Genomic DNA, 14520 nt, shown 5'->3' on the forward strand with positions numbered 1-14520 from the left:
AGACTAATTATTTTGGGTTATAAGGATTATAGGTGAATTTAGTAAAACGTTTTACTAATCTTACTAAATAAATGCCTTTCTCTGAAAGGCATGGACATTTATTTTTTAGTAAAACGTTTTACTTCATCAAACTTACCTGAATATTTTAACAATGCAAAATATTTTGCAACAAATAAAATAGCTGTTAAATTCTTACAATAATTATTTTTCGGTAGAAGCTCGTGGGATGAGTGTTCCCTTAAGGGACTTTTTAACTTCGAAAGGATCTACTCCTATTTCTAAAAGCTTGAGAGTGCCTTTGATCAGCTCCTTTGCAAGAGCGGATACCGGCTGGGAAATGACGCTGATGGATGGTGAGTGAAGCTCAAACAGTTCCCTGTCATCAAAAGTGGCCACTCCAAGTTCGGCAGGGATCAGGATATTTTTGGCTTTCAGCACCCTAAGCCCTGCTATTGCCAGGCTGTTGGTAGCAAACAGGAGTGCATCCAGTTCCGGATGCTGGTCCAAAAAATCTTCCAATTGCTTATTGCCCACACCTTTGCCAACTGAGTTGAATTTAATCAGGACTGATTTCGGTACAGGAACAGATTCCCGATAGCCTTTCAGTCTATCTTCCATAGGTGAAAGTTTAGATTTCAGCCCTACAAAGCCGATGTTCTTAAAACCTTTGCTTTTCAAAAATTCCACTGCTGCTTTTGTACTAACTACATTATCCAGCACTACATAGTGGTGATCCATTCTATGGTAATACCGATCAAAAAGTACCACCGGCTTTCCTTCAGCGATCAGTGTTCTGGTCTCCTCTTCGAAATCTTCCGGCGGGGTAATGATGAAAGCATCTACCTCCTTATCCTTAAAAAGGTCCAGGAGTTCGAGTGCCCTTTCTTTTTTATTCTCCGTGCTGCAGTAGATGATCCTATATCCATGCTTAAAAGCCAGCCCTTCCATTTCCTTGGCCACAGTGGAGAAGAAAGGATCCGAAATATCCTCGGCCATAAAAACAATGGTCTGTGACTTACCTGTTCTAAGGCTCTGGGCGGAAGAATTGGGCCGGTAACCTACTTTCTCAATATAATCCTCAATCTTTTTGATGACCTTTTCACTGATCCTGTTTTTTGCCTTCCCATTGATGACAAATGAAATAGTAGTGATAGACACCCCTAATTCCTTTGCTATATCCTTAATAGAGACTTTCTGCTTTTCCCGCTTCATGCACAAATCTAAAATTAAAACCTTAATGATTGATGCATCATCTGATTTTTTAAGTTTGATTAAATGTAGGCAAATATGTTTTAACATCACCATTGGATTGAATCCTAAAGCTTAGGGATTAGACTTTAGTCGGCTGGCTTCTGGGGTGGCCCCCAGGCCCCCAATAACCATGAAGGTGGGAGCTGTGAGGCGGCTGATGCAATAGAGTATGAGACCAACGAAACGAAGGGAAGAGGCCGCAGATGGGAAAAGCCGTGAGGAAGAGCATGGAGCGAAAAACACATAACATGCTACGCCTGGAGGGGCAGTTTACGGTCTGGTGCAGCTTTGCCGAATGACGAAGCAAAACACCGCTTAACCTGCGCTAGTAATTTATGCCGTAAGGCGTTTATGCAGATTTCCTCTTGGGTCGGGAGATATGGTATCCTTTCATCTTTTTCGGACCATGCCCCTTATCTAAAAAATCCGTATGTCCACGTATACGTCTTCTATCAGGTAAATAGTCTTAAAATCACCTTCCATTAATCTTCTTTGCCCGTTTATCAGATGCTCCGGATATTCTTCATATTGACCTATATGGGGGTCGGTGGACAGGCTGTCTACCTTATTCAGCAATTGGGTTCCGATCTCCAATGCTTTTTCTAATGATACCACTGAAACTATATATACCTTTTATACCTCTCCGCTATAAATATGACCATTATACTGGTAATCTATTGCAGAACCATCATATTTGCACCATATTTATCGCACGTCATCCGGTTAAATTAAGATGCCAAAACAGCTCCCCACATTATTACTTCTCCTTTTATTGTTCATAGGGCAAGAAAGTATCGCACAACGTGTTTCAGGTGCTGCTACTTTAAAAATCAATGATGAACTGGAAGAACGTATATTTCCCATTTCTCAACTGGAATTTTACGAAGATAAGACTAACAGCCTTGGTTTTAAAGACATTATCAAGCCGGATTTCCAAGATAAATTTAAAATCAACCCCACTTTTTCCAAAAGCAATTTTAATACAGACTATACCTACTGGGTAAAACTTTCACTGGAAAAGAACACCTTCAGTAAGAGATTGTGGATAATGGAATTTTACGATCAGACCATAGATAAAATAGCCCTTTATATCCCTGACGCAGAGAACAATTATACTTATACTTTATTAGGGGATGCCTTACCCTTCAATGAGCGGAACCTTCGGCATAAAAACTTTGAAATTATCATAGACAATAACAGTGAAGGCATTTCAAACTATTACATTAAAATAAATTCTTCCCAGAAAGCGGACATCCGTATTGCCATTCGCTCACTCAATAGATTTGTCTACTATGCCTTGAATGAATACTACATTTATGGCATTTTTTATGGTATGATACTAATCATATCTTTGTACAATATCCTTGTTTTCTTTGCTGTAAAAGAAATCAAATACCTTTATTATACATTTTATCTATTGAGTGTGGGGATATATGCCATGTGCATAGATGGTATAGCCTTCCAGTATCTTTGGCCCAGCTATCCGGAATGGAACCAGGTGGCCAATGGAATTTTCAGCTATGCCATCGTAGTATGGGCAGTATTGTTTTCCATGAAATTCTTAGCTACCAAAACCAGGGCACCGTGGATGCATAGTATGCTCAAATTAATTTTGGCCGCTAAGACTATTTTATTTGTTATAGGCATAGTATGGGACCCTTACTTTTTAGAAATCAGGTACTATGATGTAATCCCCTTCTTTTTCATTTTCTTTACCAGCATCTACACCTGGATAAGCGGTTATAAAGCTGTTCGTTTTTTTGTAATAGCTTATGGGTGCTTATTTGTAGGTATGGGAATAAAGGTACTCAGTAATGCAGCCATTATACAGCATTATACCTTAATCTATTACAGTCTCCATATCAGTTTTCTTATAGAAATGCTCCTGCTGACATTCGCCCTGGGTGACAGGATCAGAATATTGAAGGCCAATAGAGATAAAGCCCAAAAAAGGTCCTTTGAACAGATCAAAATTAACTATGCCTTAAAAGAGAAGGTAAATAAAGAATTAGAGCACAAGGTAAAGGAAAGGACTGTAGAACTCGAACAAAAAAACAACCTGTTGGAATCCTACAATGCCAAACTCATTGAAAAAGATGAGGAAATAAAAAGAATCAATGCGCTGCTGGATAAGGACAACTGGAAATTGAAGAGTAATATCAAACAATCATTACAGGATAGACTTGATAACCATTCGCTTTCCTATGAAGAGTTTGTTAAAATATTCCCAGATACATCTGCCTGTTACAGATACTTGGAAGACCTAAAGTGGAACAAAACCTTTATATGCAGGAACTGCGGACATCACAAAGCATCCAAAGGCCCAAAACTCTTTTCTAAAAGGTGCAGTAAATGCGGTTATATAGAATCAGTAACCGCAGGCACTATTTTTCACGGCGTAAAATTCCCATTAGAAAAAGCATTCTATATCGTATACCTGGTCATTTCAAACCATCAGGTATATACGTTGGACCAAATGGCTTCTATTTTAGATCTAAGAAAAAATACAGTATGGAGTTTTAGAAAAAGAGTTACCGCCATCTTCGCTGACAAGCCTGCTTCTTCGCTTCAGTGGAAAGATATCCTTACGGACATAACACCTGTAAAACATGACAACTAAAAATCTATTCATAAGCCAAGCAATAATGTCAATACCGGTTTACCACCCTTATAGTATTGAAGTGCAATTTTAATACATAAAATGTCTGGTATGATGTTTAAAATGGGTTTTTATATGATATAGATGCGTGATTTTTAGAATGAATTTTACGTTAAAAAGCAGGTATTTTTAACCATAATTTTAATATTTTGTAACACTATCATGATTCTTTCCACTAAATTTTCAACTCTAATACAAATCACTCGCAAACGATTGTAACCTGAGAAAATTTAACCCAATTTAAACATTAATCTTATTAGGATGAAAAATCATTTATCTTTCAGAAGCAGCACACCATGCGCTACCCATGCATGTGGTCCGCATCTAAAATGGCTTATAATTTTAAGCTTGTTTATCCTTTCTTCCTCCAAGCTACATGCTCAGCAGGTGACGGTATCCGGAAGGGTACTAGACCAGGGAGGAGAAACTATCCCAGGGGTAAATATCCTAGAAAAAGGCACCCAAAATGGAACTGTCTCCAATATGGATGGCGAATTTACCCTGTCTGTGGCCTCTCCACAATCGGTGTTAGTGATATCATTCATTGGCTTTACCACTCAGGAAACAGTGATCGGGGACCGTAGCCGGCTGGAGATTATCCTCGGAGAGGATACCAGAACCCTTGATGAAGTAGTGGTAATCGGATATGGTACCCAGCGTGAGCAGGACAGAATATCCGCTATCACTACCGTGAGGTCTGAAGACATCGTCCGTACCCCTGCTACCAATGCCATGCAATCGCTACAGGGACGTGTGGCTGGTGTGCAGATAGTCAGCAGTGGTGCACCGGGTGCCTCTCCGACCGTAAGGGTAAGAGGTGTAGGTTCTTTTGAAGGAGGAGCAGCTCCTCTGTATGTAGTAGACGGGATGTTTTTTGAAAACATAGACTTTTTGAATCCAAACGATATAGAAACACTTTCTGTACTGAAGGATGCATCAGCAGCAGCTATATATGGCGTGAGAGCTGCCAATGGTGTAGTCCTGATAGAAACTAAATCAGGAAATTATAACCAAGCTCCGGAAATAGTATATGATGGCTACTACGGCGTTCAAAATCCTCAGAATGTATTGAAAATGGCGAATTCCCAGCAATATGCCAATTATGTGAATGAACTGGGCAGTGCGGCAGACACCCAGTTTCTCAACAATGCCATACAGCGGTATGGTAGAAGCAGGATAGATCCCAATATACCCGATGTGAATACTGACTGGTATGGTGAAATTATGAGTCCGGCCTCTATCCAGAACCATTCGCTCACATTTAACGGTGGCGGGGATAGAACCAGATACTCGATAGGTGGTAGCTATTTTGAGCAAAACGGCCTTATGAATGAGAGAAGAAATGATTATAAGCGGCTTAATTTCCGTGTAAGGTTAGATGCTGACCTTAAAGACTGGATCACAGTAGGAGGAAATTTAAACATCAGTACAGCTCAGCGACACAATGCAGATGACGGAGCGTGGTTTAGGGCATATCATACGGTTCCCATTATCCCTAAATATGATGAAAGAAATACTGCAGCCACTCCGGTACCCTTCCCGCTATCCAATGCCCAACAGGTAGGCTACAGAGGAAATCAAAATCCTTTTTATAGTATTCTTTTTGGCGATAACAGAAATAACATCGGCAAAATATTGGGTAACTTTTATACTGAACTAGAGCTCATACCTAACAAACTTACTTTCAGAACAGCCTATAATTACAATATTGAACAAATTAATGCTAGATCTGTGTCGTTTGGATATAATGATGGCGTTACCCAAAACCAATCATCTTTAAGAAGAGAAAATGTTACCCGGTTTAATCAGATTTGGGATAATTTTCTTACTTACAATGAAATTATAGGCAGGCATAATTTTACCGCTGTATTAGGACAATCCTATAGAAGTGAAACTTTCGAATCTTTAATAGCCAGAGGAGAAGGTATAAATCCTGAACCTCATATGGGCAATGAGCAATTTTGGTATCTTAATAACGCCACCAATATTGATTTAAACGGTGTAAATGATGGTGGAGCCAGGTTATTTTTCCAGTCCTATTTTGCTAGAATAGCCTATAATTTCGATGACCGCTACCTGCTATATGGTACCGTCAGAAGAGATGGTAATAATAAATTTCAGCAGAAATGGGGAAATTTTGCTACTATAGGTGCGGGCTGGGTACTCTCATCAGAGGATTTCTTCAATGTGCCAGGCATAGATTTTTTAAAATTAAGGGCTTCATGGGGACAATTGGGCAATGATGCCATTAATCCATCCGTAGGGGTACCTACTTTGCAGGAAAATAACCTTGCTATCAACGATGTCTTTGTGATCGGCAGACGGCTAAACCCTACCTTTGACCTGATTGATAGATGGGAAACTACAGTAGAATCCAATTTTGGTATAAATGCCCTGTTTTTTGATGAACGGCTTTCCTTGGAAGCTGATTATTTTATCCGCGATACCCGTAATCTGGCAGTAAGCATCATCCCTCCAGTATTCAGAGCTACAGAACGCAGAAGTGTAGGAGAGATAAGGAATGAAGGCCTGGAAGTAGCGGTAAGTTGGGAAACTAGGGTAAACAATGATTTTTCCTATCGCATCGGGGCCAATATTACAACCCTGAAAAACACAGTGCTTAATTTAGGTGGGCCGTCCCATTTAGATGCAGGATCGGCTGACTTCAGGCAGCGGTCTATCGTAGGCCAACCATTTATGGCATTCTATGGCTACGAAGTAGCAGGTGTTTTTCAAAATGAAGCACAAATCGAAAATAGTGGCTATACCCCATCCTTTATAGAGGACAATAGGCTACAGCCTGGAGATTTTATTTTCAAAGACCAAAATGGAGACGGCATCATCAATGATGAAGACCGCGTGGTATTGGGTTCTTTCTTGCCGACCATGACTTATGGGGTAAATGGTGGATTTAGATATAAAGGTTTTGACTTTTCATTTCTGATCCAAAGCCAAAGAGGACACAGTATACTAAACAGAAAAAGAGGTGAGCTGAAATTTACCAATGATACCAACCTGGATGCGGATTTGATAAATAATCTTTGGAGAGGAGAAGGTACATCCAACATTTATCCGTCAGCATCAGGTCTAAGAAGAGGCTGGAATCAGAATATGAGCAGTTATTTTATAGAAGATGGCTCTTTTTTCAGAATCCAAAATGTGCAGCTTGCCTATTCATTCATTGACCGGAATTTACTAGGCTATCCAATGCCGGCTACCAGGGTCACCTTTACCGCTGAGCGACCGCTTACGCTGTTCAATTATAACGGTTTCAACCCAGAGGTTTCCGATGGTATCGATAGACAGACTTATCCGATCCCAGCTATCTATACCGTGGGTTTAAATGTTACCTTTTAACCAATAAGCTACTAAAGTCATGAAAATTATAAATTATTTAAAATATACGCTGGCTATGATATTGGCTTTTTCAGTTACCATATCATGTGATATGCTGGATGAGCCACTTCAAAATCAGGTCATCGCAGAAGAAACTGATTATAGCCAATCCAGTAATATGATCCTGATGCTCTATGGCGCATATGGTGAACTCTACCGGTCTCAATGGGAATCACATGCCCTCTATGCTGTTCGCGGTGATGATGTCACCGCTGCCGGTGACCAGCTTCCACTGATAGAATCAGATCAATTCAGATATGACAGGAATTTTTGGATGTATAATTCTGTATGGCTAAACCTATATACAGATTTACTCTACTGGCAGGGAGCAATGGAAGAAATCAGAAAATACCAGGAAGCGGGGGCCAATCCAGCGAATGCGGAGCAATTTATCGCTGAAATCAAAGTGATGACCGGACTCGAACTCATTCAACTGGCCCGTATGTGGGGGGCTATCTTAATTCCCAACAGTTCTCAGCCAAGTGAATTGTTTAACCTGGAATTATCCTCCTATGATCAGGTTATGCAATATGTATCTGCCCTGATGGATGAAGCCATTCCCGCATTGCCTAACGTGCATCCCCGTGACCGTTCGGATGTGAGGGGCGGCATCACCCGTGGTGCTGCGCTTGCCGTGAAAGCAATGGCAAACCTAGAACTTCGCAATTACCCAGCAGTGGCAGAAGCTACAGGTTTGGTCATCAGCAGCAACCAGTATACCTTAGAGCCTAATTATTATCAATTATTTAAAATACCGGGAAAGTTAAATAGGGAAAACATATTTGAATTCCAATATTCTGATTTTGGTACCGGTACGGGCACCATTACCAATTATCCATTTGCTACATATGGCCCTGCTTCGTGGACCCCTGCTGTACCGGGAGCATCTAATGGATGGGGATTTTTCGCCCCTTCTACCAAATATATCAAGTTTATGCTCGATAGAGGAGAGCAGGAAAGATTACAGACTACGGTTTTGTTTACCCCCGACGGTATAGCTGAAATTCAGTCAGACCCAGCCTATGCTACCCTGCCCGCCTGGCTAACCAATACCACACCAGATGGTGACAGATTTAATAACCATCCCAGATACAATTTCTTAAGTGGTAAGCACTATTTGCCTTCTACGCAATTGACTCCTGGAAGATTTGGTTATGGGTCCAACAAAAACTTTACCGTCATCAGGTATTCTGAAATATTGCTTATGCATGCTGAAGCCATCGTAAACGGAGCAAGCAGTGGTGTACTTTCTGCAGATGATGCGGTTAACCTGGTGAGAAACAGGGTGGGCCTCGCTTCACTTTCAGGAGTGACGTTGGACAATGTGCTCGATGAAAAGTACGCTGAATTTGGTATGGAGCTGGGCGTCAGGTTCTATGATCTGATGCGCTATGACAGGGGCCAGGAGCTGAATTTCGAAGGAAGAAACTTTTCAACAGAAAATCACAGGTTCTTACCATACCCTCTGGAGCAAGTAAATATCCTGCCACAGCTATAAGGTAACAAAGTGATAAATTTTAGACAAAATCAAATCATGAGAAAATCAAATATATTTAATCTAGTGATGTCCCTGATGATCTTTAGCTGTTCAGCCAGCTATATAGATGAAATCATACCCATTGATGCAGGTCCTGACATGGAAGATCCTGAAATCAACATCAATTTTCCTACCTCTGGAACTCAGATCAGAGTACCTGAAGATGAGACTCCCATCAACATTGACTTTGAAGTAAGAGACGATATAGAAATCCAGTCCATCAGAATACTTTTAAATCAAACTGAGATAGCTTCATTCACTGATTTCTTAGATTATAGACGTGTTATCTTGGTACATCGTCACGAAAATTTGGGAAACGGCCCCCATATCCTCACCATAGAGGCGGTAGATATAGCGGGTAAGCTCAGCTCAGAAACTGTAAATTTTGAAAAAGTGGAGCCATATACGCCTGTATATGAAAATGAAGTTTTCTATTTACCGTTTGACGGAGATGTCATGGAACTGATCAGCACACAGAATGCCTCCATACAGGGAAGTCCCACTTTTGTAAACGGAATCTCCGGCAGAGCCTATCAAGGTACCGCCAATGCCTATCTGACCTTTCCTACTGCAGGTTTGCTTCATGAAGAATTCAGTGCGGTATTTTGGTATAAGGTAAATGCGTCGCCAAATAGAGCAGGGATCTTGACCATAAGCCCACCTGATACAAACAATCCTGAAAATATGAATAATAGAACCAGCGGTTTTAGATTGTTTAGAGAAGCTGCTGGCAGCATGCAGCGAATCAAATTAAATGTAGGTAATGGCAGTGCAGACAATTGGTTTGATGGCGGAGCTGCAGCTGACATAAATCCTGCAGCGGGTGAATGGGTCCATGTAGCCATTACCCTCACCCAAACAACTGCAGCTGTATATATAAATGGGCTTCCCGTAAGTCAGGGAACCTTTCCAGGTGTAGACTGGACTGGCACCAACTTACTATCCATTGGTTCAGGCGCTCCTCGGTTTACAGAATGGGGGCACTTATCAGATGCAAGTGCAATAGATGAACTAAGGCTATTTAGCAAAGCACTTTCTGCCCAGGAGATCTTGGGCATCATGCAGACCGAAAGACCTTAAAATCAATCAACATTTGTAGAATTTGGGACTTGGATCACATCCTAGTCCCAAATTCACATTATACTCTAACTAGGATGAGAAAAGCATTACTTCCAGCTCTCATATTTATTTCATTTTTGAGCTGTAATCAGATAGAGGATGATGGGCCCGATCTGGTCCTACTAAGTGCAGCAGTAGGGCAAATCGTATTAAGTTCAGAAGGCCCATCCACTGATCATGTGCCCATGGACCGTCCAATCAATCTTAATTTTTCTGAAGCCTTAGATCCAGCTACAGTTGAAAATGCACTTACCCTGTACAGAAATGAAGAAAAAATAAGCATTTCTATCAATCTCATCTCAGGAAACCGAACAATCCTGGTCTATCCCAATGGTGCATTATCCCAAAATTCATCCTACAAACTGATAATTTCCAGTAGCCTGAAAAATGCTAAAGGAGGCAGCTTTGCAGGTCAAGAAATCAGTTTCAGTACACTGCCCGGAAATCTTGAGATCCTCTCCCTGACCATAACCCATGCCGATGAAACATTAGCTGGAAGAATAGTAAATGTGCCTTTGGACTTTACCATGATCATCGATTTCTCTGATCCTATCGATACAGAATCATTTAGAACTGCCAGCAGCATGACCGGTACAGAGGTGCCAGCGCTCCACTTCACCTTTGAAAATGAACATAAAAGAGCCATAATCACCGGTAGTGGCCCCTTGCAATACTTAAGAAAATATCAATTTAACCTAGCCAATACCCTTAAGGGAGCAGATGGAGGTAGTTTTACCGGTTTAAATAGGGCTTTCTTTACCAGATTAGATGATTCGCCAAAATTCCCCGTCATTGCAGAAGAAGAACTATTAACAAAAGTTCAGCAACAGACATTCCGCTATTTTTGGGATTTTGCCCATGAGCATAGCGGCATGGCCAGAGAAAGAAATACGTCCGGCAGCCTGGTAACGGTAGGTGGAAGTGGTTTTGGAGTGATGGCGATAATAGTAGGCATAGAAAGGGGATTTATTACCCGGCAGCAGGGAGTGGAAAGATGGGCCAGGATAGTAGATTTTCTAGGAACAGCTGATCGTTTCCATGGGGTATGGCCGCATTGGCTGGATGGATCAAACGGAAGCACTGTCCCATTTAGCACCTTGGATGATGGTGGAGATCTGGTGGAAACCGCTTTTATGATACAGGGGCTACTTACTGTCAAGGCATACCTTGATGCTGCTGTTCCATCTGAAAAATATATTATCGATAAAATAAATACCCTCTGGCATGAAGTAGAATGGGACTGGTATACACGGGGCGGACAGGATGTACTATACTGGCACTGGTCACCTGCCCACGAATGGCAAATGAACCTCCCTATCAGAGGATATAATGAATCCCTCATCGTATATGTGCTGGCAGCTTCCTCTCCTACCTATCCCATAGATAAATCAGTCTATGAAAAAGGTTGGGCAAGAGACGGAGCCATTAAAAACGGGCAATCTTACTATCAGCACCTATTGCCTTTGGGAGAATCATATGGTGGACCACTGTTTTTCGCCCACTATTCTTATCTCGGCCTAGATCCCCGGAACCTTAAAGACCAATACGCTAACTATTGGGAACAAAACCGGAACCATACCCTAATCCACCAGGCTCATGCCATCAGTAATCCATCAGGATATGTAGGATACAGTGAAGAGAGCTGGGGATTTACTGCCAGTGATAACCATGAGGGTTATGCTGCTCACGCTCCTAACTATGATAAGGGGGTAATTACGCCAACTGCAGCACTTTCCTCGTTCCCCTATACGCCAGAGGAATCTATGAAAGCTTTAAAGTTTTTCTACTTTAAATTAGGAGATAGGCTTTGGGGGGAGTATGGATTTTATGATGCCTTTAATCCAACCGAAGAATGGTATGCTTCATCGTACTTGGCTATAGATCAAGGTCCAATCATCCTGATGATAGAAAATCACAGGACAGCTTTGCTATGGCGATTATTCATGCAGGATATCGAAGTGAAAGAAGGTTTGGAAAAACTTCAATTCAACTATTAAGACTATATTATAACATATTTAACTGATTTTCAGATAGAAAGTATCAGAAACTAATATCTATTATTAGAAATATTACTCATTATGAATTAGTAAAAAAAATAAAAGAAATGCTTCATATTTCACTACACCCAAAATTAAAATGAATATAAAAATCGCTAATCTGGCCATAACTATGCTTATTTCCTTGGCAGTGAATGCTCAGGACCGGTCTATGTTTGATAAAAATGTATTTGTAAATGAGGTAGGGGACAGCCTGCTTTACCGCATTCTGTATCCGGAATCCTATGATGAGAGCAAGCAGTACCCTCTGATCCTGTTTCTCCATGGAGCTGGAGAGAGGGGAAATGATAATGAAAAACAGCTGAATAATGGTGCTGATTTCTTTTTAGACCACATGGATACCTATCCAGCCATAGTGGTATTCCCGCAGTGCCCGGAAGAAAAGTATTGGATAGATCTAAGTATAAGAAAGGAACTTCGCGGAGAAGGTGATCCCGATTTTAGCCAGTCTATCCATTCCCCCTCAGAGGTACTTTCGGTAGTCAATGAGCTGGTAGAAGATATTATAAAAAGTAAGGCTGTAAATCTCGACCAGGTCTATATCATGGGGCTTTCCATGGGGTCTTTTGGTACATTCGAAACCCTGGCACGATGGCCAGAGAAATATGCCGCGGCTGTAGCCATTTGTGGAGGTGGAAATTTACAACTGGCAAAGAATTATGCTGACAATACCAGCTTATGGATAACCCACGGAGCCAAAGACGATGTGGTGCCTCCAATTCTCAGTAAGCGCATCTATGAGAAGCTTCATGAATTGGGCGCAGATGTAACCTATACTGAATTTGAAAACGCTAATCATAATGCCTGGGATCCGACTTTTGCTATGCCTGAGCTGCTTCCATGGTTATTTTCAAAAATAAAAAATTAAAAACATCATGCTTAAAACCTATTTACCTATTTTGTTATTTTTATTGCCTTTCCTATCCTCATGTGAAGGTGATACTAGAGATGAAAGTCCCCTTATTGTGAAGGGATATGACCGGCATGTGGAGCTCCGGTGGCCAAAACAAGAAGGGTATGACACCTATCGTATATCTGTATCCTCAGCAGGAAACCAATATACCGCCCGAGCTACAGTAAGCGACACGATATACATGGATTTTGTCAATGACCTAGGCAATAATCTATCCTTACGCTATAAGGTCGAAGGCCTCAACACTCAAAACCAAGCAATAGAAATAGGAGAAGCTGAAGTACAGACAAAGGATTTCAGTGAGGAAGAGCTTTTGGATATGGTGCAGTATTATACCTTCCGTTACTTTTGGGAAGGGGCAGAACCTAATTCGGGATTGGCTAGAGAGCGGATCCATTTAGATGGTGAATATCCGCAGGATGATGCTCATATCATTACTACCGGAGGTTCGGGATTTGGAATGTATGGTTTATTGGCAGGCATAGACAGAGGCTGGGTGACCCGTGAAGAGGGAACAGCCAGATTTGAAAAGATTGTAAACTTCCTGGGCGAAGCAGACAGGTTTTATGGCGTTTGGCCTCATTGGCTGGATGGAGAAACAGGTAAAGTGAAACCATTTGGCCAAAAGGACAACGGAGGCGATCTGGTAGAATCTGCATTTTTGATGCAGGGTTTATTGGCTGTAAGAGAATTCTATAGAGAAGGAAATGAGCGAGAAAAAGCCATAGCTGATCAGATAGATCAGCTATGGCAGGAAATGGAATGGGACTGGTACACCCAGGGTGGACAGGATGTACTTTATTGGCATTGGTCTCCTGAATACGAATGGGAAATGAATTTCCCTTTATTAGGATATGATGAAACACTCATCACCTATATCCTGGCAGCTTCATCTCCTACCCATACCGTATCTGCAGATGCATACCATAAAGGTTGGGCAAGAGAGGGTGGTATAAATACTGATAAAAATCCATATGGTCATCATCTCATGCTTAAACATAATGGTGCTGAAGAAATGGGCGGTCCTTTATTTTGGGCACATTATTCATATATCGGCTTAAATCCCAAAGGACTAAAAGATAGGTACGCTGATTATTGGGAGCATAATAAAAATCATACCCTAATCAACAGAGCATGGTGCATAGAAAATACTGGAGGATACAAAGGATATGGCGAAGATCTTTGGGGCCTTACTGCTAGCTACTCGGTAAAAGGATACGCAGCACATAAGCCTGGCTCTGATTTGGGTGTAATCAGTCCTACCGCAGCGCTATCCAGCTATCCTTACACCCCTAAAGAATCTATGGATGTAATTAAAAATCTTTACTATAACTATGGAGAAAAAGTATTTGGACGATATGGTTTCTATGATGCCCTGAGCCCGGAGGCCAATTGGTATCCAGAAAGATACCTGGCTATAGACCAGGGGCCTATAGTGGCGATGATAGAAAACCAACGGTCCGGATTGGGATGGAATCTGTTTATGTCAGCACCGGAAGTACAGCAGGGATTAAAAAAATTGGGTTTTCAGACTGGAAATTGATTACACCTCTGGCTCGGCATTTTCAAGGTATAAGGAAAATGAAAT

9 protein-coding genes are annotated in these 14520 nt (G+C 41.3%); 7 read left to right on the forward strand and 2 right to left on the reverse strand.

Annotated elements, in window-relative coordinates:
- Positions 1-201: 201 nt before the first annotated feature.
- A complete protein-coding gene (locus EL17_RS04455; protein WP_035070766.1) occupies positions 202-1212 on the reverse strand; it encodes a LacI family DNA-binding transcriptional regulator in 1011 nt (336 codons plus the stop codon).
- 456 nt (positions 1213-1668) lie between these two features.
- Positions 1669-1866, reverse strand: a complete 198-nt coding sequence (locus EL17_RS04460) for a hypothetical protein (protein ID WP_035070769.1) — start codon at positions 1864-1866, stop codon at positions 1669-1671.
- Positions 1867-1984: 118 nt separating this feature from the next.
- Here EL17_RS04460 and EL17_RS04465 point away from each other — a divergent pair, with 118 nt between their 5' ends.
- The 7 genes from EL17_RS04465 (at position 1985) to EL17_RS04495 (ending at position 14475) form a co-directional block, all read left to right on the forward strand.
- Positions 1985-3871: a 7TM diverse intracellular signaling domain-containing protein gene (locus EL17_RS04465; protein WP_035070772.1), complete on the forward strand. Its 1887-nt coding sequence runs from the start codon at positions 1985-1987 to the stop codon at positions 3869-3871.
- Between the two features lie 300 nt (positions 3872-4171).
- Complete coding sequence (locus tag EL17_RS04470; protein ID WP_084166114.1) at positions 4172-7267, forward strand: SusC/RagA family TonB-linked outer membrane protein; 3096 nt, start codon at positions 4172-4174, stop codon at positions 7265-7267.
- A 19-nt stretch (positions 7268-7286) separates the two neighbouring features.
- Positions 7287-8804 carry a RagB/SusD family nutrient uptake outer membrane protein gene (locus tag EL17_RS04475; protein ID WP_035070775.1) on the forward strand — a complete coding sequence of 506 codons (1518 nt, stop codon included), beginning with the start codon at positions 7287-7289 and terminating at the stop codon, positions 8802-8804.
- A 36-nt stretch (positions 8805-8840) separates the two neighbouring features.
- Positions 8841-9923, forward strand: a complete 1083-nt coding sequence (locus EL17_RS04480) for a LamG domain-containing protein (protein WP_035070778.1) — start codon at positions 8841-8843, stop codon at positions 9921-9923.
- Positions 9924-9997: 74 nt separating this feature from the next.
- The gene (locus EL17_RS04485) at positions 9998-11959 is read left to right on the forward strand and encodes a glucoamylase family protein (RefSeq protein WP_035070781.1); all 1962 of its coding nucleotides are present in this window, start codon (positions 9998-10000) and stop codon (positions 11957-11959) included.
- 139 nt (positions 11960-12098) lie between these two features.
- On the forward strand, positions 12099-12887 hold the full coding sequence (locus EL17_RS04490) for a carboxylesterase family protein (RefSeq protein ID WP_035070784.1): 789 nt from the start codon (positions 12099-12101) through the stop codon (positions 12885-12887).
- A gap of 7 nt (positions 12888-12894) precedes the next feature.
- Positions 12895-14475: a glucoamylase family protein gene (locus EL17_RS04495; RefSeq protein WP_035070787.1), complete on the forward strand. Its 1581-nt coding sequence runs from the start codon at positions 12895-12897 to the stop codon at positions 14473-14475.
- The last annotated feature ends 45 nt before the right edge of the window (positions 14476-14520 follow it).

The sequence above is a fragment of the Anditalea andensis genome (assembly GCF_000714815.1).
In the GTDB taxonomy this organism is placed as follows: Bacteria; Bacteroidota; Bacteroidia; order Cytophagales; family Cyclobacteriaceae; genus Anditalea; species Anditalea andensis.

Coding starts and splice junctions, on each gene's coding strand:
- EL17_RS04475 (WP_035070775.1), top strand. CDS start 7,287: ATGAAAATTATAAATTATTTAAAATATACGCTGGCTATGATATTGGCT.
- EL17_RS04470 (WP_084166114.1), top strand. CDS start 4,172: ATGAAAAATCATTTATCTTTCAGAAGCAGCACACCATGCGCTACCCAT.
- EL17_RS04455 (WP_035070766.1), bottom strand. CDS start 1,212: ATGAAGCGGGAAAAGCAGAAAGTCTCTATTAAGGATATAGCAAAGGAA.
- EL17_RS04485 (WP_035070781.1), top strand. CDS start 9,998: ATGAGAAAAGCATTACTTCCAGCTCTCATATTTATTTCATTTTTGAGC.
- EL17_RS04495 (WP_035070787.1), top strand. CDS start 12,895: ATGCTTAAAACCTATTTACCTATTTTGTTATTTTTATTGCCTTTCCTA.
- EL17_RS04480 (WP_035070778.1), top strand. CDS start 8,841: ATGAGAAAATCAAATATATTTAATCTAGTGATGTCCCTGATGATCTTT.
- EL17_RS04465 (WP_035070772.1), top strand. CDS start 1,985: ATGCCAAAACAGCTCCCCACATTATTACTTCTCCTTTTATTGTTCATA.
- EL17_RS04490 (WP_035070784.1), top strand. CDS start 12,099: ATGAATATAAAAATCGCTAATCTGGCCATAACTATGCTTATTTCCTTG.